Below are 19501 nucleotides of genomic sequence, written 5' to 3' on the forward strand. Positions count from 1 at the left end.
CCCAGTCTCGGCTGTGTGGGCGCCCCCAGGCTGCTGGCCGGACTCGACCAGCTCCCGCGGCTCGACCGCTCGGCCCATCTGGCCACGCACGGCACGCTGCCCCGGTACCGCCCGGACGACCTCATCGCCCTCGCGGAGGACATCGACCTGCGGGGCCGCGGTGGAGCGGGCTTCCCGTTCGCACGGAAACTGCAGGCGGTCACCCGGTCGGCCCGGGGGCAGGACACGGCCACCGCCGTCGTCGTCAACGGCAGTGAGGGCGAGCCGAGTTGCCTCAAGGACAAGGCCCTGTTGCTGCACGCCCCGCACCTGGTGCTCGACGGAGCCCTGCTGGCCGCCGCCGCGCTCGGCGCGGAGGACATCGTGGTGGCCGTCACCCGGGGGGACGTGGAGCAGTCGGTGCGCGACGCCGTCTCCGAACGCGGCCCGGCCGGCCGCCGGGTGCGGGTGGCACGGCTTCCCGAGCGCTTCGTGACCGGGGAGGGGACCGCCATGGTCAACGGACTCAACGGCGGTGCCACAGTACCGTCCGGACAGAAGGTACGGACCAGCGAGAGAGGCCTGGGTGGCGTGCCCACCCTGCTGTCGAACACCGAGACCTACGCCCAACTCGGCCTGGCCGCACGGCTGGGCGCACGGGAGTACTGTGCGACCGGCCTGCTGACCGAGCCGGGCACCGTGCTGCTGACCGTCGCCGGATCCACAGTGGTCGAGGCGCCGACCGGCACGTCCCTGCCGTACGTCCTGGAGCTGTGCAATCTCGATCCCGGCCAGGGTGTCCTGGTGGGCGGCTACCACGGCAGATGGCTGGACCCGGTGTCCGCGCGCTCCGCGCAGCTGTCCCGGCAGTCCTTGACGTCCTTCGGCGCGGTGCTGGGAGCGGGGGCGGTACTGCCGCTGCCCGAGGACACCTGTCCGGCCGGCGAAGTGGCCCGGGTGACCCGGTGGATGGCGAACGAGACGGCGGGCCAGTGCGGGCCGTGCGTACGCGGGCTGCCCGGACTCGCCGACGTACTGGACGACGCCGTCCGGGGAGGCGGCGGCGCCGCCCTGGAGGCGGTGGAGGCGCGGCTCATGGCCGTCCGGAAACGCGGTGCGTGCAGCCATCCCGACGGCACCTCGCACTTCGTGGCCTCTGCGCTCGCCGCCTTCCCCGACGAGTTCCAGGACCATGCCTTCGGCTCGGGGTGCGGCCGGCGGGTGTTGGGCGCGCTCCCGGTACCGCGGGACGAGAGTCCGGAGCGGATACGGGACGAGAGTCCGGCGCGGCTGGTCGTGGACTGGACCCTGTGCAAGGGGCACGGCCTGTGCGTGGACGTCCTGCCCGAAGTCGTACAGCTCGACGCGGACGGTTACCCGGCGAAGGCGTCCATGCCGGTGCCGGCACGGCTGCGGCCGAAGGCCCTGCGCGCGGTGCGGCGCTGCCCGGCCCTCGCCATGCGCATCCAGGAATGAGGGGGCGCACGAATGCGGATCGCTCGCGGGTTCAATGTTGGCGCGATCTGACAAATTCCAAGGGATATCCGCTTCGACCACCCCGGGCCCCGTATCAATTACCCCAGAGACGAACGGGAACGCGGGACCGAACCTGAAGGAGAGATCGTGAAGAGAATGCGTCGTGAGATATTCGCCGGGTCGGCGGTCGCGGTACTGCTGCTTACGGCCGGATGCGGCCTCGCCGAGAATCCTTCGGGGAAGGGTAATTCGGTACAGCCGGTGAGCGACAGCAAGAAGATCGGGTCCGCTTACGGCGCCGACGGCTCGTACGGAGCGGATGCGGGTTCCGGAGCGGATGCGGGGTACGGGAGCGGTTCCGGCGCCAACCCGGCGGGCGGCGCAGGAAAGAACAGCCCGGCCGGGCAGCTGAAGGTGGCGGAGGTCGGGAACGTGGGCAGCGCGGTCACCGACGGTGAGGGCTTCACGCTCTACCGGTTCGACAAGGACACGCCGAAGCCCCCCAAGTCCAGCTGCGAGGGGGACTGCGCGAAGGCATGGCCGGCCGTGGCGGCGGACGACGCGACAGCGGGCGAGGGGATCGAGGCGGGCCTGCTCGGCTCGGTCGAACGCGCCGACGGCACCCGGCAGCTGACCCTCGCGGGCTGGCCGGTGTACCGGTACGCGAAGGACGCCAAGGCGGGCGACACGCTCGGTGAGGGCGTCGGCGGCACCTGGCACGCGCTGGGGGCCGACGGGAAGCCCGCCGCGGCCGCCAAGAAGGCGCCGTCGCAGGGTTCCGAACTGTCCATCACGAAGAACGTCATGCTCGGGGACATCATCGCGGACGGCGCGGGCCAGACGCTTTACCGATTCGACAAGGACAGTGCCTGGCCGATGAAAATCGGTTGCCTCGACGCCTGCCTGGACACCTGGAAGCCCGCCAAGCCCGTCGACAAGACGAAGGTGACGGGAATTGCGGCCGAACTGATCGGCTCGGTAAAGCGTCCCGATGGTTCGGAACAATTGACGATCGACTGCTGGCCGGTTTATACGTTCACCGGCGACAAGGCGCCCGGCGATGTTCTCGGACAGGGCAAGCAGGGCCTCTGGTTCGCCGTGACCGACAAGGGAAAGAAGGCGAAGATGGCGAGCTAGCCCCGGCCCGCGAAGACCCGTGGTGCCCGGGCGCCTCCCCCGCCCGGGCGCCACGACAGCTCCCCGATCTGCCGGTGAGCAAGTGAGCACGTGAACACGTGAGTCGATGAGCCAGTGAGGAAGTAGCCATGCCGCCGTCCACCGCCCGCCCGCACCGCCCGCTCCTGCGCGCGCTCGCGCCGGCCTGCGCCGCCCTGTGCGCCGTGCTGCTGGCCGGGGGCTGCGGTGGAAGCCGGGCGGCGCAGGACGCACACGGCGCACACGGCGCGCACGGCGCCGCCCACGCCGCCCCCGGGAAGGAGACCGGGGCGCAGTCCGCGCCGTCCTCGTCGATCGAGGACATAGCCGCGGCCGTCGGCTGCACCGCTCACGTCGACATCCAGGCGGACGAGTTGCGCGAGGGCGGCTGCGAGACGGGGCAGGGCGCGTACCGCATGGCCACCTTCGCCGCCGACCAGGGGCAGCGCTCCTGGCTGGACGAGGCCCGGATGTACGGCGGCACCTATCTGGTGGGAAGCCGCTGGGTGGTCACCGGCCCGTCGGAGGAGGCCCTGACGGCCCTGCGCGGCCACATCGGAGGCACCGTGGAAACCGGCGCCGCGCACGACGGCCAGCATTGACCAGGTGCGCCTGACGGACAACTACCACGGCGTGTCGGCCAGTTGTCCGGATATCAGCTCGTTCGTGAGGCGCACAAGGGCTGACCTTCGGGATGATTCGCCTCGCCGCCGCATGCAACAAGGTGAGTTCGTACAAGACTTCACCGAACGCAAGGACGGCCATTGTGCGCCTGAAGCGCCTCGCACCCATGCTCGCCACCGCCGGTCTCATCGCCACCACCGTTCCGTTGCTGGCCGCGACCCAGGCGTCCGCCGCCCCGGAGGCGGAGTACCTCAAGCAGAAGCCCGCCTGGCACCGTTGCGCCGACGGTCAGCCGGCCTCGTACGAATGCGCCACCCTGAAGGTCCCGCTCGACTACAAGCGCCCCCAAGGCCGCACGATCGACCTCGCGATATCCCGGATCAAGAGCGAGAACCCCGCCAAGCGGCACGGCGTGATGCTCCTCAACCCCGGCGGCCCGGGCGGCTCCGGGCTCGATCTGCCGCTGATGGCGGCCGAGTTGATGCCCAAGGACGTACGGGACCAGTACGACCTCATCGGCTTCGATCCGCGCGGTGTCGGCGCCAGCAGTCCGATCACCTGCGGACTGACCGACACCGAGCAGGACTTCAACCGGCCGTACCGGCCCGAGACCTTCTCCTCCGACGTGACGTGGGCGCGTACGGTCGCGGACAAGTGCCGCGAGAAGGCCGGGGACGTGCTCCCGTACATCACCACCCGCAACACGGCGCGCGACATGGACACGGTCCGTGCGGTGCTGGGCGAGCGCAAGCTCTCGTACCTGGGCTACTCGTACGGCACCTACCTCGGCGCGGTGTACTCGCAGATGTTCCCGGAGCGGACCGACCGCTTCGTGCTGGACAGCGGCGTCGACCCGCAGCGGATCTGGCGCGGCATGCTCCAGGTGTGGGCGACCGAGGCCGAGCCCGCCTACGCGCGGTGGACGGGCTGGGCGGCCGAGCGGTCGGCCCAGTACGGGCTCGGCGACACCCCCAAGGCGGTGTCCGACACCTTCTGGGCGCTGGTGGCGCGCGCCGACCGGGAGCCGATCGACTTCGAGGGGCAGAAGGTCACCGGAGACATCATCCGTACCGCGCGCGCGGTGTTCTTCTACCCGGCGCAGGCCACTCCCCTGGTCGTGGCCCTCAAGGCCGCGGCCGAGGGCAAGCCGCAGCCCGCGGGCTCGGACACGGCCGCGCTGAAGCGGCTGCTCGCGGGAGGCGCGGCGGCCGAACCCGCCTCGGACAACGGCACCGCCGTCTTCTGGGCCGTGGCGTGCGGGGACACGGGCAGCTGGCCCCGCTACACCGAGCAGTACGAGCGGGACGCTGCGAAGGACAAGGTGAAGTACCCCCTGTACGGGGACTTCGCGTCGAACATCAAGCCGTGCGCCTTCTGGGACCGCCCGGCCGAGGCGGCCACGCCGATGAAGAAGCAGGCGAACGTGCTGACGGTGCAGAACGAGTGGGACTCGCAGACCCCGCTCACCAGCGGCCAGGGGCTGCACAGGGCGCTGAAGGGCTCGCGGATGGTACTGGCGATGGGCGGCGAGGGGCACGGCGTGTACCTCGCCGACCCGAACTCCTGCGCCAACGAGCCCGTCAGCACCTACCTCACCACCGGGCGGCTGCCCGCCGAGGACGTGACCTGCCAGAACCCGCCGGCCGCTGCCGGACAGCGGGTGTCTCCGGCCCCGTCGAAGCCGCTGCCGTTCCCGGTCGGCCCGTCACGGTTCTGACCCCTACCGCCTGAGGGACGCCTCCGCGGCCGCCTTGATGCGGCGGCCGAAGGCGGGGGCGTCCTTGCGGGCCGCGCTCACCGCGAAGCCGACGAGCAGTCTTCCGAGGCCGTGGCCTTCGAGGGTGTTGAAGATGCGGACCCTGGTGCGCCCGCCGGGGAGGGCTTCGAAATCGTAGCCGCCCTCCGCGGTGACCAGGTTGCGGCTCTGCTCCGACCAGCGGATCCGGTGCGGCGGGTCGAAGCCGACGATGCGGAACTCGCGGCCGGTCTTCATCCCGGCGTCCTTGACCGTGCTGCGGAAAACCGTGCCGAGCGCGGTGGGGCCGTCGGGGGTCTTCGCGATCTCCTGGACGCGCGGGCTGAACTCGGGGTCGTGGCGCCCGTCGGCGAGGTAGGCGAAGACCTCCTCGACCGGCCGGTCGATCTCGACGCTCGCCTCGAACTGTCCGGACATGTCCGCTCCTCGCTGCGACGGCCTGTCCTTCACGATCCCAGACGCTCCTCCGGGTCGCACCTCACATCCGGCTTCCGGGTGGCCGGCGGCACCGCGTCGGCAGCGCCGTGGCGGGCGGTGCGCAGCGGCGTCAGCAGCCCGGCGCCGACGATCAGCAGGCAGAACGCTCCGCCTGCCAGGCTGACCGCCGGGACCCCGTGGCCGTCGGCCAGCGCCGTGAGCACGCCCGCGCCCACCGGCCCCGAGGCGTTGTGCACCGTCCAGAAGGCGGAGGTGACCCGGCCGAGCAGGTGGCCGGGGGTCACCTCCTGGCGCAGGGTCATGCTGGTCACCCCGCCCAGGGTCATCCCGAACATGAACACGGCGGCGAGCACGGCGATCACCGGCACGCTGCGGCTGACCCCCATCCCCGCCACCGCGACGCCGATCAACGTGACGGAGGCCAGCCAGCAGGGCCCGAAGCCGAGGATCCGGCGCAGCCTCCCGGCGCCGAGGGCCCCGGCGACCACGCCGACCCCGCTCACGGCGATCACGTAGCCGAGGGTGGCGGCGTCCCGGTCCAGGTCGCTCCGGACGTGGTAGATCAGCAGGTCGACGGCGCCCATGGTGACGAAGGTCAGCACGGTGAGCAGCACCGTGAGCGGGCGCAGCAGCGGATGCGTCCACAGGAAGCGGAAGCCCACGAGGAACACGTCGCGCAGCGCCCCCGCCCGTGGCTCCGCCGGGTCCGCTCCGCTGTCGGCGGGCCGCCGGAACCTCACGCAGCCCAGGCTGGCCGCGGAGACGAGGAAGGTCGCCCCGTCCACGCCCAGCGCCCAGTCCGCGCCCACCGCGGCCGTGATGAACCCGGCCGCCACCGGTCCGAGGAGGGTCCCGATGGCGAAGGTGCCCATCAGCCGTCCGTTGGCGGCGATGAGGTCCTGCTTGCGGACCAGGCTCGGCACGGCCGTCACGTAGGCCACGTCGAACAGCGTCTTCAGTACGGTGACCAGCGCGGTCAGTACGTACAGCAGCCAGATCCGCGGCCCGCCGGCCCACCACACGACCGGCACCGCGCCGAGCAGCACTGCCCGTGCCAGATCGCAGACGATCATCAGCCGACGGCGGTCCACCCGGTCGACCACGTATCCGGCGAACAGCCCCGTGCCGATGGCGGTGGCCCCGGCGACGACGGTGATCAGGCCCAACTGCACGAGGGACCCGGTGGCTTCGAGGACGAGCAGCGGAAGCGCGAGCAGCGAGATGGACCCGCCGAGGACGGACAGGGCCTGGCCGAGCCAGAAGACGTTGAAGTCCCTGTTCCGTCCCAGCGCGGGATGTTCACGTAAAAGGCTTTGTTCAGACAATCCGGACGAACTCCCGTCCCACTTCGCGCGTGTGGTGGTGTGCGACGGCAAGGACGTCGACACCGGGACGCTATGTGACGCCGTCCCGGTGTGTCTCGCGGATTTCCCCCGCCGGCTCTCCGGCGGCTCTCCCCTACCGGCCGTGGCCGGTGAGGACGCTGTTGCCCGTGACGGTGCCGTCGGTGCCGGAAACGGTCACCGCGTGCCGGACTCCGTCCGCTCCGATGACCACCGCTCGCCACGCGCTTCCGCCACCCTCCTGGGCGACCACCCGCAGGCCTTCGACCTTGCCGCCCTCCACCGCGGCGGCCGCCTTCTCGGCTGCCTGGCCGATGGCCAGCGAGGGCAGCGGCAGCGGCGCCGCCTTCGCGTGGTCACCGGGGCCGCCGGGGCCGCCCATGAGGCCGTGCCCCTTGAGGGCGCCGGGCTCCTTCGGGCCCATCCCCTTCAGATCGAGGCGCATGCGCTCACGCTTCTCGCGGGCGTCCCCGGGTCCACGCTTGCCCTGACCCTCGTGATCGGGCCCGGCCCAGGCCATGTGCGGGCCCTCGTGCGCCCTCACCCGGCCGTCGTGGTGCCCGGCCACGGCCACGGCCGCCGCTCCGCCTCCGACGATGACCGCGGCCGCGCCCAGGGCCGCCCAGCGGGCGCCCTTGCTCCGGGGCACCAGGCGACCCAGGGGAACGCGCCCCCGAGCGCCGGGTTCCGGGGCGTTCTCGGGCTGCTCGGACGGCGGGACGGACTCAGACATACCGGCACTCCTCATACACAACCGGGCACCGCACCCGGATCGTTCCCGAGCATGCCCAGCGGATGCTGAAGCCCACCTGAAGCCAGCTGAAGACCTCTTCAGCCGACCGCCGGCCGGGCCTGAGACCCTGTTCGGCATGCGCGTACTGGTGGTGGAGGACGAACGGCGACTGGCCGTGGCCCTGCAGCGGGGACTTCAATCCGAGGGGTTCTCGGTGGACGTGGCCCACGACGGGCTGCAAGGGCTGTGGATGGCCACGGAGCACGACTACGACCTGATCGTGCTCGACATCATGCTGCCGGGCCTGAACGGCTACCGGGTGTGCGCGCGGCTGCGCGCCGCCGGAAACGAGTCGGGGATCCTGATGCTCACGGCCAAGGACGGCGAGTACGACGAGGCCGAGGCGCTGGACACCGGCGCCGACGACTTCCTGTCCAAGCCCTTCTCCTACCTCGTCCTGGTCGCCCGGCTGCGCGCGCTGGGGCGGCGTACGGGCCGGCGGGGCCCCCAGACCATGCGGTTCGGCGACCTGACGCTGGACCCCGCCCGGCACTCCTGTACCCGCGGCGACACCGAGATACGGCTGACCGCGCGGGAGTTCGCGGTCCTGGAGTACCTGGCCCGGCGCCCGGGCGAGGTGATACCCAAGCGGGAGATCCTGGAACAGGTCTGGGACAGTGCCTTCGCCGGGGATCCCAACGTGGTCGAGGTCCACGTCAGCGCCGTACGCCGCAAGATCGACACGCCGTTCGGCCGCACGGCTCTGGAGACCGTACGCGGTGCCGGCTACCGACTGGCGGCGGACGGTGGCTGATACCGCGCTCCCCCGCCCGGCCCCCCGGCGACTTCTTCGGGGCGTCCTGAGCCGGCCGCCGCTGCGGCGGCTGTGGCCCACGACCGTCCGTGCCCGCGCCACCGTGGGCGCCGTGGTGGTCGTTGCCGCGGCCCTGGCCCTGGCCTCCTTCGCCCTGCTCGGGCTGCTGGAAGCCGAACTGCTCCGCAATGCCGAGCGCGACGCGGAGCGGCAGGCCGAGACGGTCGCCCAGCTCGCGGCCGCCGGAGATCTCGAACGGATGCGGCCGCCGCTGCACGGCGCCGACTTCGTCCAGGTGGTGAACGCCCGCGGCCGGGTGCTGCGCGCGACCCCGAACCTGGCCGCGGCCCCCTCCATCGCCCCGGTCAAACCGATGCGCCCCGGCACGGCGTTCCACACCTGGCGGATCGGCACGCTCGGCGGCGAGCACCGCCAGCGCGTCGTCCAGGTCACCACCGACACCCCGCAGGGCATGGTCACCGTCTTCGTGGGGACCTCGCTGCGCGACGTGGACGCCGCCGACGACACCACCACCGCCGCCCTGGCGGTCGGCGGCCCGCTGCTGCTCGCCACCGTCGCCCTCGTCACCTGGCGGGTCACCGGCCGGGCGCTCGATCCGGTCGAGGCGATCCGCGCCGAGGTCGCCGAGATCACCGACCGGGACCTGCACCGCCGGGTCCCCGTACCGCCCACCCGTGACGAGGTCGCCCGGCTCGCACAGACCATGAACACCACCCTGGACCGGCTGGAGGCCGCCGGGAACCGCCAGCGCGAGTTCATCGCCGACGCCTCCCACGAACTGCGCAGCCCGATCACGGTGCTGCGCACGCAGCTGGAGGTGGCCCTCGCGGTCCGGGACCCCGAGCTGTGGCCGGAGCTGATCAGCGGAGCGCTGGAGGACATCGAGCGGCTTCAGCAGCTCGCCTCCGACCTCCTGCTGCTCGCCCGCATCGACGCCGCCCAGCCCGCCCTGGCGGTCCGGCTGGACCTGGGCGACGTGGTCCGCGGCGCGGTGGAGTCACGCCTGGGGGACCGCGTTCCCGTGCGCGCCGACGACCTGGCGTCCGGCGTCGCGGTGACGGGCACCGAGCTGTGGCTGGCCCGGGTCGTCACCAATCTGCTCGACAACGCCCAGCGCTACGCCGCCGGGCGGGTGGAGGTGGTGCTGCGCACCACCGGCGGACCGCATGGAGGGACCGCCGTGCTGGAAGTCGTCGACGACGGGCCCGGCATCCCGCCCGGTGACCGGGAGCGCGTCTTCGAGCGCTTTACCCGGCTCGACGACGCCCGCAGCCGCGACCACGGCGGAGCGGGCCTCGGTCTCGCCATCGCCCGGGACCTGACCGCCCACCACGGCGGCACGCTCACCGCCGAGGAGTCGGCGCGCGGGGCCCGGCTGGTGGTCCGGCTACCGGTCGCGGCCGGCGGCTGAGGGGCTCAGCCGAGCAGGGCGTACACGGTGGAGGCCGTGGCGGACGGCTCGGCGGCGCCCTCGGGCGTCATGGTGACATCGGCGAAGGCCATCCTCCTGCCGAGCTTGGTGACCCGTACGTGGATCAGCACGTCGGCGTCGGCGACGGGCCGCTGGAAGCTCGTCGACTGCTGAACGGTGGTCATCGGCCCGTACGCCCCGCGCGCGGCGGAGATCGCGATGACGGTGGCGGTGTCGGCGGCCGCCATCAGGGCCTGCCCGGAGAGGCCGCCGCCGTCCCGGGCCAGGGTGTCGGACCACGGCAGCCGCAGGACGGCGTGCCGGTCGCCGGTCTCCTGGACGGTGAGGCCGAGGGCGAGCACCCATGGGGCGAAGTTGTCGGCGAGGACCTTGTCCGCGTCTGCGGTGGAGAACGTCACCCGGGAAATTGTGGCGGCCCGGCCGGACCGCCACAATCCCCTTCGGCAGGCGGATGTCAGAGAGTGGCGGCCAGCTCCGTGCCCTGGCGGATGGCCCGCTTGGCGTCGAGCTCGGCGGCGACGTCGGCGCCGCCGATCAGGTGCGCCCTGGTACCGGCCGCGAGCAGCGCCTCGTACAGGTCACGGCGCGGCTCCTGGCCGGTGCACAGGACCACCGTGTCGGCGGGCACGAGGCGCTGCTCGCCGCCGACGGTGATGTGCAGGCCCTCGTCGTCGATCCGGTCGTACGTCGCCCCCGCGACGGAGACGACCCCGCGGTGCTTGAGCTCCGCGCGGTGGATCCACCCGGTGGTGGTGCCGAGACCGGCGCCGACCTTGGTGGTCTTGCGCTGGAGCAGGTGGACCTGGCGCGGCGGAGCGGGGCGCTCGGGCTTGGCGAGCCCGCCGGGCCCCGTGTACGTGGTGTCCACACCCCAGTGGCGGAAGTACACCTCGGGGTCCTGGGAGGCGCCCTCGCCGCTGTCGGTGAGGAACTCGGCGACGTCGAAGCCGATGCCGCCGGCGCCGACGACGGCGACGCGCTCGCCGACGGGGGCGCCATCGCGCAGCACGTCGAGGTAGGTGACGACGTTCTCCCCGTTGACGCCCTCGATGTCGGGGGTGCGGGGGGTGACACCGGTGGCGACGACGACCTCGTCGTAGCCCTGGAGGGTCTCCACGTCGGCGCGGGTGTTCAGCCGGACGTCGATGTCGTGGGCGGCGAGCTGGGTGCCGTAGTAGCGGATGGTCTCCTCGAACTCCTCCTTGCCCGGGATGCGGCGGGCGATGTCGAGCTGGCCGCCGATGTGGCCCGAGGCTTCGAAGAGGGTGACGGCGTGGCCGCGCCCGGCCGCGGAGACGGCGCAGGCGAGGCCGGCCGGACCTGCGCCGACGACGGCGACGCGCTTCTTCAACTGCGTGGGCGACAGGACGAGTTCGGTCTCGTGGCAGGCGCGCGGGTTGACCAGGCAGCTGGTGATCTTGCCGCTGAAGGTGTGGTCGAGGCAGGCCTGGTTGCAGCCGATGCAGGTGTTGATCGTCTCCGAGCGGCCGGCGGCCGCCTTGGCGACGAAGTCGGCGTCGGCGAGGAAGGGGCGGGCCAGCGAGACCAGGTCGGCGCGGCCGTCGGCGAGGAGTTCCTCGGCGATCTCGGGGGTGTTGATCCGGTTGCTGGTGACGAGGGGGACGCTCACCGCGCCCATCAGCCGCTTGGTGACCCAGGTGTAGGCGCCGCGCGGGACGGAGGTGGCGATGGTGGGGATGCGGGCCTCGTGCCAGCCGATGCCGGTGTTGATGATGGTGGCGCCGGCCGCCTCGATCTCCTTGGCGAGGTGGACGACCTCGTCGAGGGTGGAACCGCCGGGGATCAGGTCGAGCATGGAGAGGCGGTAGATGAGGATGAAGTCCTCGCCGACGGCCGCCCGGGTGCGGCGGACGATCTCCAGCGGGAAGCGGACGCGGTTCTCGTACGCGCCGCCCCAGCGGTCGGTGCGCTTGTTGGTGGCGGCGGCGATGAACTCGTTGATCAGGTAGCCCTCGGAGCCCATGATCTCGACGCCGTCGTAGCCCGCGAGCTTGGCGAGGCGGGCGGCGCGGACGAAGTCCTCCACCGTCCTCTCGACCTCGATGTCGGTGAGCTCGTTCGGGACGAACGGGCTGATCGGGGCCTGGAGGGGGCTGGGGGCGACCAGGTCCTTGTGGTAGGCGTAGCGGCCGAAGTGGAGGATCTGCATCGCGATCTTCCCACCCTCGGCGTGCACCGCCTCGGTGATCACCCGGTGCTCGGCGGCCTCGTCCTCGGTGGTGAGGCGGGAGCCGCCCTCGAAGGGCCGGCCGGCGTCGTTGGGCGCGATGCCGCCGGTGACGATCAGGCCGGCGCCGCCGCGGGCGCGCTCGGCGTAGAAGGCGGCGAGGCGCTCGAAGCCACCCTCGTGCTCTTCGAGGCCGGTGTGCATCGAGCCCATGATCACGCGGTTCGGCAGGGTGGTGAAGCCGAGGTCCAGGGGGCTCAGCAGGTGCGGGTACCGGCTCTGGGACATGGGGGGCGCCTCCTCGCGCGGGGGTGATGTCCCTGTTCTAGCGAGGGGCGCCCGGTTTTGCAACTAGGTGCAAAACCGGGTGGCACCCCGCCGGCCCGGGATTACCGGGGCCTGCGGCCCGGCCCGCCGCCACCTGTGGCGGAGTTCACGCCGCGCTCACGCCGCCGACTGCATCGCCGAGAGACGGCGCACGAAGACGACGGCCAGTCCCGCCGCGACGGCGTAAAGCAGGTCCGCTCCCATACCCACCAGCGCGGAGGCACCCATCGCGTCCGCGGTCGTGGCGCCGACCGCCAACCGGTTCCCGGCCAGCGACACCGCCATCGCGGCAACGAGCGCGCCGGCCCAAGCGGTGACCGGGGCGGCGGACACGGGCGACGCGGCGCTGCCGGGCAGCCTCGAAGCACTGGCCGCCCACACCTTCATGGCGATCAGGTACGGCAGGACGGTCCACCCGACGACGGGGATGAACCAGACTCCGATCGCCCAGCCGGCGCCGCTACGGAACATCCCGGGTGCCCACACCCCCGCGTTCACCCGGACCCGGTGGAACCAGATGATGAACACCACGGCCGTGGGGAGCATGGCCAGCATGACCAGGCTCGTCGACGCCGAGTACAGCCCCCAGCCCGGCCCGGCGCCCACCACCGGGCTCGTCCCGAGCGCGTCGAGAGCCAGGTACCGGTCGAACCCGGCGGCCACGGCGAGCAGCCGGGTCGCCGCGCACAGGCCGAGCAGCACGGTCAGCGCCGTGGCCAGGCCCTTCGGCGAGCGGACCAGCGGGCGCAGCGGGGGCGCGCCGAGCGGAGGCAGCGAACCGGTGGCGAAGGACATGACGAGGGACCCCCATGGGTGCACGGTGACATGAAGAAACCCGCCGACGGAGGCGGGCAGGCAGGAACTTACGGCAACGGCGCGAGCACCGTCCACGGCGTTACCCCGCCCAGCGCCCCCGCGGCTCACGCCGGGCCCGTACTGTCTGCCGGATGACGGAGCACCACACCCTGACGGCGAACGGCGTCCGGCTGGCGTACCAGGCGGCCGGCCCCGAGGACGGCGAACCCCTGGTCCTGCTGCCCGCGCTCGGCGAGAACGCCGGGCACTGGGCTCCCGCACGCGACGAACTCGCCCGGGAGCGCCGGGTGTACGCCCTGGACCTGCGCGGGCACGGGCGCAGCGAACGGACGGAGCGGTACTCGCTGGAGCTGATGCGGGACGACGTACTGGCCTTCCTGGACGCGCTCGGACTCGACCGGGTGGACCTGGCCGGGCACTCGATGGGCGGCGTCGTGGCGTACCTGATCGCGCAGGAGCAGCCGGACCGGGTGGTCCGGCTCGTCCTGGAGGACATCCCGGCCCCCTTCCCGCGCGAGGCGACCCGGCCCGTGCGGCCGGAGGGCGAACTCGACTTCGATTGGGCCATGGTCCTCGCGGTACGGGCCCAGCTGGATCGGCCGGACCCCGCCTGGCGAGCCGGGCTCGGCCGGATCACGGCCCCGACCCTGGTCGTGGCGGGCGGCCCCACCAGCCATGTCCCGCAGGACGGCATCGCCGAACTGGTCCGCCGGATCCCCGACGCCCGGATGACGACGATCCCGGTCGGCCACCTGGTCCACGCCGCGGCGCCGCGGGAGTTCACCGAAACCGTGTCGGCCTTCCTCGGGGACCGGGCCGACAGCGAGCTCGCCCGCCGCTGGCTGGCCGAGGACGGCATCACGCAGACCGGTCCCGGTCTGTGGAGCGACCACGACTCCCCCGGCGCGCCGCAGACGGCGGCCGACATCGCCGACGACTGGGGTTGGCAGGTGTTCCGGGACGAACGGCTCCCCCTGGCCGACCGGCTGCGGGTCGCCTTCGGCCTGATGGACCTGCTCGGCAGCGACACACGGTTGACCGGCCAGCTCCACCTGGCCCACCTCGGGGAGGACGGCCCGCTCCCCGCCGCGGTCCTGTGGAACGGCTTCCGGCGGCGGCTGGAAGCGGCAGGGGAGTCCGCGGCCGTCGGCGACTGTCTGTGGCTCGACTGGTTCGAGGACCGCCGGACCACGGGGACGGCCTTCGCCGAAGTACTGGGCGACGACATCGGCCGGCTGCCCGGACGGAAGCTGCCGGCGGACCCCGGCCGAGATCCGCTGGTGCGCCGCGCCCGGCGGGTGCTGGAGGTCTCCGGCCCGGTGCCCTGGCCGGTCAAGGCCGCCGCCTACGAGACGGCGGCCCTGGTCCCCGTCCTGCACCCGGCCCTCTTCCGGGCCCTGCTGGCGAGCCACCACGATCTGTACGGGGATCTCGAACCAGGCCCCGCGCTGGCCCTGTTGGAACGGTTGCGGATCCCCGCGGACACCGAGCACCTGGCCGCACTGCGCGACGCGCTGCGGGCCGGGCGGCGGCACGGCTACCGCGACGTCAGCGGCGCAGGCGGACCGTGAGGATCTGGAAGGGACGGAGGGTCAGGGCGACCGTGCCGTCCGCCGCGGGAGATCCCACCGCCGCGCCCTCCAGGGGGCGTTCGAGCAGGTCGCTCTCGACGGCCGCCGTGATCGGGAAGTCTGCCGTGAGGGTGGCCGTGGCACGGCCGCCCCGGGATTCGTAGAGGCGGACGATCACGTCGCCGCCGCGGTCCTCGGCGAGCTTGACCGCCTCGACGACCACCGCGTCGTCGTCCACCGCCACCAGCGGGGCGACCGGCCCCGCGCCCGGCACCACGCGCTCGGGCAGGTTCAGCGCGTGGCCCTCGCGGACGGCGTCCCCGATCCCCGCGCCGGGCGCGAGCGAGAACCGCAGCGTGTGGGAGCCCTGGTCGGTCTCCGGGTCGGGGTAGCGCGGGGCGCGCAGGAGCGAGAGCCGGATGGTGGTGGTCTGCCCGCCGTCGGCCCGCACGTCGCGGGTCACGTCGTGCCCGTACGTGGATTCGTTGAGCAGCGCGACGCCCCAGCCGGGCTCCTCGGCGTGGATCCAGCGGTGGGCGCAGATCTCGAACTTGGCCGCCTCCCATGAGGTGTTGGTGTGGGTGGCCCGGTAGACGTGGCCGAACTGGGTTTCGGAGGCGGTCCGTTCGGCCTTCACGTCCAGCGGGAAAGCGGCCTTGAGGAACTTCTCGGTCTCGTGCCAGTCCACGTCCGTGACGATGTCGAGCGTCTTGGCTCCGGCCCGCAGGGTGAGGGACTGGACCGCTTTCGAGCGGCCGAAGGAGCGGGTGACCCGGACGGTGACGGACGAGGGGCCGCTCTCGGCGACCTCCAGCGCGTCCAGCTCCACGAGGTCCGTGACCTTGTTGCGGTAGAACGCGTCCACGTCCCAGGCGTCCCACATGTTCGGGAAGTCGGGGTGGATCTGGAGCAGGTTCGCGGCGGCCCCCGGCGCGACCGACTCGCGGCGCGCCTGGAGGTCGTAGGCGGAGACGACCAGCCCGCGGCCGTCGATCTCCACCAGCAGCAGCCCGTTGGCCAGGACGTGCCCGCCGCCGTGCCGCTCCTCCACGGTGACGGGCGCTCCCGCCTCGGTGGGGCGGCCCGCGCCGCCGGCCGGGACGCCGCGCCGGGTGTGCGGGGCGCAGTTGAAGACCAGTTCCTCCGTGCCCTCCCCCGCGAGTGCCTGCTGCGCGGCCAGGGTGATGCCCTGGAGCTCCTCGCGCAGCGCCCGGTACGTCTCGCGCGCCTCGCGGTGCACCCAGGCGATGGAGGAGCCGGGCAGGATGTCGTGGAACTGGTGCAGCAGCACCGTCTTCCAGATCCGCTCCAGGTCCTCGTACGGGTACCCGTACCCCGGCACGTTCACCGCGGCGGTGGCGGCCCACAACTCGGCCTCCCGCAGCAGCGATTCGCTGTGTCGGTTGCCCTGCTTGGTCTTGGCCTGGGAGGTGTAGGTGCCGCGGTGCAGCTCCAGGTAGAGCTCGCCGGCCCAGACGGGCGCGTCCGGGTACTCGGCGCGGGCCTTCTCGAAGAAGGCGTCCGGCCGCTCGATCTCGACCCGCGGGGAGCCTTCGAGGTCCCGCTGGCGCTTGGCGCGGGCGAGGTGTTCGCGGGTGGGGCCGCCACCGCCGTCGCCCCAGCCGAACGGGGTCAGCGACCGCGTACCCCGACCCTTCTCGCGGTAGTTGCGGGCGGCGTGGGCCAGCTGGGCGCCGCCGAGGTCCGAGTTGTAGGTGTCGACGGGCGGGAAGTGCGTGAAGACGCGGGTGCCGTCGATGCCCTCCCACCAGAAGGTGTGGTGCGGGAACTCGTTGACCTGGGACCAGCAGATCTTCTGGGTCAGGAACCACTTGGAGCCGGAGAGCTTGACGATCTGCGGCATCGCGGCGGTGTAGCCGAAGGAGTCGGGGAGCCAGGCGCCCAGGGTCTCGATGCCGAACTCGTCGAGGAAGAACTTCTTCCCGTAGAGGAACTGGCGGGCCATGGCCTCGCCGCCGACCATGTTGGTGTCGGACTCCACCCACATGCCGCCGACCGGCACGAACTGCCCGTCCGCGATCTTCTTCTTGACCCGCTCGAAGAGCTCCGGCCGGTACGTCTTGATCCAGTCGAGCTGCTGCGCCTGGGACATGGCGAAGACGAACTCGGGGTGCTCGTCCATCAGGTTGACCATGTTGGAGGAGGTGCGCGAGACCTTGCGCACCGTCTCGCGCAGCGGCCACAGCCACGCGGAGTCGATGTGGGCGTGGCCGACCGCGCTGATCCGGTGCGCGGAGGCGTGGGCGGGCGCGGCGAGCACGCCCGCCAGGCACGACCGGGCGGAGGCCGCCGTGCCGGCCACGTCGCCGAGGTCCACCGCGTCCAGTGCCGCCTCGACGGCGCGCAGGATCTCGTACCGGCGGGCGTCCGCGGTGTCGAGCTGCGTCATGAGGTCGTGGAGGACTTCGAGGTCCTGGACCAGTTCCCAGACCTCGGTCTCGAAGACGGTGAGGTCCATCCGGGCGAGCCGGTAGAGGGGCTGGTCGCCGCTGGTCAGCCGGTCGCCCTCGGACGTGGCCGAGTGGTCGACCAGGACCGGGTTGGAGGCGGCCTCGACGTACCACTCGATGCGCTCGCCGCCCGCGGCGCGGTCGGCGACGCGCACCCAGTCGTTGTACGGGTTCAGCGCTTTGACCTCGCCGCCGTCAGGCCGGTGGACCAGGCCCTCGCACTGGAAGCCGGGCATCATCCGGTCGAAGCCGAGGTCGAGGACGGCCTCCACCGTACGGCCGGCCCAGTCCGCCGGGACGGTGCCGGTGACCTTGAACCAGGTGGTGCCCCAGGCCGGGCCCCACGTGTCGCCGATCGCGCAGGGCTCGTACGTCGCCGCCAGGCCCTCGGCGACGGGGACGGGTTCGCCCGGGGCCTCCCAGCGCTCGACGGTCAGCGGGACCGGGCGGGAGTGGACGGCGGGCTTGATGCGCTCCTTGAGGACCCGGCGGAGGCGGTGTTCGGTGACGCTGCGGTCGTCGTGCATGACGGCTGCTCCAGGGGAGGATGGTCGGTACGGGCGGTGGACGGATCGGCTCAGGTCTTGACCGCTCCCTCGCCCACGCCCTTGAAGAAGAAACGCTGGAGGGCGAAGAAGAGGAGCATCATCGGGATGAGCGCGGCCATCGCGCCGGCGGCGATGAGCCGCTGGTCGTTGACGGTGGTGGCGCCGGCCAGGGTCTTCAGGCCGAGTTGCAGGGTGTAGTTGTCGCTGTTGGTCAGGACCAGCAGGGGCCAGAGGAAGTCGTCCCAGGCACCCATGAAGCTGGTGATGCAGACGACGGCCAGGGCGCCCTTGGCGGCGGGCAGGAAGACCCGGGTGAAGCGGGCCCATTCGCCCGCACCGTCCAGGACCGCGGCTTCCTCCACCTCCTTGGGCACGGACAGGAACGCCGCCCGCATGATCATGATGTTGAGGACGGAGACCGCACCGGGGAGCCACACGCCGACGAGGGTGTCGACCAGGCCCATCCCGCGGACGGTCAGGAACATCGAGATCATCACGGATTCGAAGGGGAACATCAGGGACGCCACCAGGACGGTGAAGACGGCCTTGCGGCCCTTCCAGCCGGCCCGGGACAGGGCGTACCCGCCCATGGACGCGAACAGCGTGTTCGAGGTGACGGCGAGGACGGCCACGATCAGGGTGTTGCCGACGTACTGGAGCAGCGGGAAGGACTCGGCGACCCGGACGTAGTTGTCGAGGGTGGGCTGCGAGGGCAGCACGCCGTCGTACACGTTCTCGGTGCGGCCGCGGATCGAGGTCAGGAACTGCCACACGATCGGACCCAGCACGACCACCAGCATCAGCACCAGCGTGGCGTACCGCCCGGCCGGACCGGTCCAGGGGCGCCTCAATTCTCGTCTCCCTTCGACAGACGGCGGCCCAGCAGGCTGAAGACCAGCGTCAGGAGGAACAGCAGGATGGAGATCGCGGAGGCGTAGCCCGTCTCGCCGGAGAAGCCGAGGCCGACCTGCCGGATGAGGAAGGGCAGGGTGCGGGCGCCGCCGCCGGGACCGCCGCTCTCGCCGCCGAGGATGTAGATCTCGGTGAAGACGCGCAGCGCCGAGATGGCGGAGAGGGTGGCGACCAGCAGCATCATCGGCTTCACCTGGGGGACGGTGATGCTGAAGAAGCGGCGGACGGGGCCGGCGCCGTCGAGCGCGGCCGCCTCGTGGAGGGAGGCGGAGACGTTCCCGAGGGCCGCCAGGTAGAAGACCATGTAGTAGCCGAGGCCCTTCCACACGGTCACGATCATCGCGGAGACCAGCAGCATCGTGCTGTCGGTCAGGAACGGCACCGGCTCCGAGACGAGGCGCAGCTTCAGGAAGACGGTGTTGACCAGTCCGTCGCTCCGCAGCACCCACTGCCAGATCAGGCCGACGACCACGGCGGAGGCGATCACCGGGGTGTAGAAGGCGGACCGGAAGAACCCGATGCCGGGGACCTTCGTCTGCACGAGGACCGCGAGGGCCAGCGGCAGGAAGACCAGGCAGGGCACGACGACCACGAGGTACAGGACGCTGTTGCCGGTCGCCACCCAGAAGTCGGGGTCGGCGAAGGCCCGGGTGTAGTTGTCGAAGCCGACGAAGGTGCCGCCGCGCAGGATCCGGGAGTCGGTGAGCGAGAGGATCACGGTGTTGACGAACGGCCAGAGGCTGAACAGCGTCACCATCACCAGACCGGGGGCGAGGAAGAGGTAGGGGGCCCACCAGGTGCGGTGGACCAGTCCGGTGTCGGCCTCCACGGCCGTCCTCGCCTTCCGCGACCGTCTGCGGTGCCGCATGCCTTCTTGGGCGCCGGCCACTTCGGCGC

16 protein-coding genes are annotated in these 19501 nt (G+C 72.2%); 7 read left to right on the forward strand and 9 right to left on the reverse strand.

Annotated features, from left to right (window positions below; genetic code table 11):
• Positions 1–15: 15 nt before the first annotated feature.
• The 4 genes from ACFYOB_RS21800 (at position 16) to ACFYOB_RS21815 (ending at position 4951) form a co-directional block, all read left to right on the forward strand.
• Positions 16–1455, forward strand: coding sequence for an NADH-ubiquinone oxidoreductase-F iron-sulfur binding region domain-containing protein (locus ACFYOB_RS21800; RefSeq protein ID WP_388561791.1), 1440 nt, complete (start codon positions 16–18; stop codon positions 1453–1455).
• Positions 1456–1611: 156 nt separating this feature from the next.
• The gene (locus ACFYOB_RS21805; protein WP_388561978.1) at positions 1612–2592 is read left to right on the forward strand and encodes an SCO0930 family lipoprotein; all 981 of its coding nucleotides are present in this window, start codon (positions 1612–1614) and stop codon (positions 2590–2592) included.
• A 128-nt stretch (positions 2593–2720) separates the two neighbouring features.
• Positions 2721–3212, forward strand: a complete 492-nt coding sequence (locus tag ACFYOB_RS21810) for a hypothetical protein (protein ID WP_388561793.1) — start codon at positions 2721–2723, stop codon at positions 3210–3212.
• A 164-nt stretch (positions 3213–3376) separates the two neighbouring features.
• Positions 3377–4951, forward strand: coding sequence for an alpha/beta hydrolase (locus ACFYOB_RS21815; protein ID WP_388561795.1), 1575 nt, complete (start codon positions 3377–3379; stop codon positions 4949–4951).
• Between the two features lie 3 nt (positions 4952–4954).
• On the opposite strand, the gene ACFYOB_RS21820 is transcribed toward ACFYOB_RS21815, so the two are convergent.
• From ACFYOB_RS21820 to ACFYOB_RS21830, 3 genes are all read right to left on the reverse strand, one after another.
• The gene (locus ACFYOB_RS21820; RefSeq protein WP_388561797.1) at positions 4955–5407 is read right to left on the reverse strand and encodes an SRPBCC family protein; all 453 of its coding nucleotides are present in this window, start codon (positions 5405–5407) and stop codon (positions 4955–4957) included.
• A 29-nt stretch (positions 5408–5436) separates the two neighbouring features.
• Positions 5437–6753, reverse strand: coding sequence for an MFS transporter (locus ACFYOB_RS21825; protein ID WP_388561799.1), 1317 nt, complete (start codon positions 6751–6753; stop codon positions 5437–5439).
• A 133-nt stretch (positions 6754–6886) separates the two neighbouring features.
• Positions 6887–7504, reverse strand: a complete 618-nt coding sequence (locus tag ACFYOB_RS21830) for a hypothetical protein (protein ID WP_388561801.1) — start codon at positions 7502–7504, stop codon at positions 6887–6889.
• A gap of 136 nt (positions 7505–7640) precedes the next feature.
• Between ACFYOB_RS21830 and ACFYOB_RS21835 the strand changes: the two genes are divergently transcribed.
• Positions 7641–8318, forward strand: a complete 678-nt coding sequence (locus ACFYOB_RS21835; protein ID WP_388561803.1) for a response regulator transcription factor — start codon at positions 7641–7643, stop codon at positions 8316–8318.
• A 112-nt stretch (positions 8319–8430) separates the two neighbouring features.
• A complete protein-coding gene (locus ACFYOB_RS21840) occupies positions 8431–9750 on the forward strand; it encodes a sensor histidine kinase (protein ID WP_388561805.1) in 1320 nt (439 codons plus the stop codon).
• A 5-nt stretch (positions 9751–9755) separates the two neighbouring features.
• Here the strand turns inward: ACFYOB_RS21840 and ACFYOB_RS21845 are convergent, their stop codons facing one another.
• The 3 genes from ACFYOB_RS21845 to ACFYOB_RS21855 all read right to left on the reverse strand — a co-directional run bounded on the left by ACFYOB_RS21845 (position 9756) and on the right by ACFYOB_RS21855 (position 13081).
• Positions 9756–10169 (reverse strand): PaaI family thioesterase, encoded by a 414-nt coding sequence (locus tag ACFYOB_RS21845; protein WP_388561807.1) that lies wholly within the window; start codon positions 10167–10169, stop codon positions 9756–9758.
• 56 nt (positions 10170–10225) lie between these two features.
• Positions 10226–12247: an FAD-dependent oxidoreductase gene (locus tag ACFYOB_RS21850; protein ID WP_388561809.1), complete on the reverse strand. Its 2022-nt coding sequence runs from the start codon at positions 12245–12247 to the stop codon at positions 10226–10228.
• Positions 12248–12403: 156 nt separating this feature from the next.
• Positions 12404–13081 (reverse strand): DUF4328 domain-containing protein, encoded by a 678-nt coding sequence (locus ACFYOB_RS21855; RefSeq protein WP_388561811.1) that lies wholly within the window; start codon positions 13079–13081, stop codon positions 12404–12406.
• A 152-nt stretch (positions 13082–13233) separates the two neighbouring features.
• Here ACFYOB_RS21855 and ACFYOB_RS21860 point away from each other — a divergent pair, with 152 nt between their 5' ends.
• Positions 13234–14673: an alpha/beta fold hydrolase gene (locus ACFYOB_RS21860; RefSeq protein WP_388561813.1), complete on the forward strand. Its 1440-nt coding sequence runs from the start codon at positions 13234–13236 to the stop codon at positions 14671–14673.
• Here the strand turns inward: ACFYOB_RS21860 and ACFYOB_RS21865 are convergent.
• From ACFYOB_RS21865 to ACFYOB_RS21875, 3 genes are read right to left on the reverse strand one after another with little or no spacing between them, the layout of a single operon-like run.
• Positions 14651–17671 carry an alpha-mannosidase gene (locus tag ACFYOB_RS21865; RefSeq protein WP_388561815.1) on the reverse strand — a complete coding sequence of 1007 codons (3021 nt, stop codon included), beginning with the start codon at positions 17669–17671 and terminating at the stop codon, positions 14651–14653. The genes ACFYOB_RS21860 and ACFYOB_RS21865 overlap by 23 nt on opposite strands.
• A gap of 50 nt (positions 17672–17721) precedes the next feature.
• Positions 17722–18543, reverse strand: coding sequence for a carbohydrate ABC transporter permease (locus tag ACFYOB_RS21870; protein ID WP_388561817.1), 822 nt, complete (start codon positions 18541–18543; stop codon positions 17722–17724).
• Positions 18540–19472, reverse strand: coding sequence for a carbohydrate ABC transporter permease (locus ACFYOB_RS21875; RefSeq protein ID WP_388561980.1), 933 nt, complete (start codon positions 19470–19472; stop codon positions 18540–18542). The genes ACFYOB_RS21870 and ACFYOB_RS21875 overlap by 4 nt, the downstream gene beginning before the upstream one ends.
• Between the last annotated feature and the right edge of the window lie 29 nt (positions 19473–19501).

This window comes from Streptomyces sp. NPDC006463 (assembly GCF_042870715.1).
Lineage (GTDB): Bacteria > Actinomycetota > Actinomycetes > Streptomycetales > Streptomycetaceae > Streptomyces.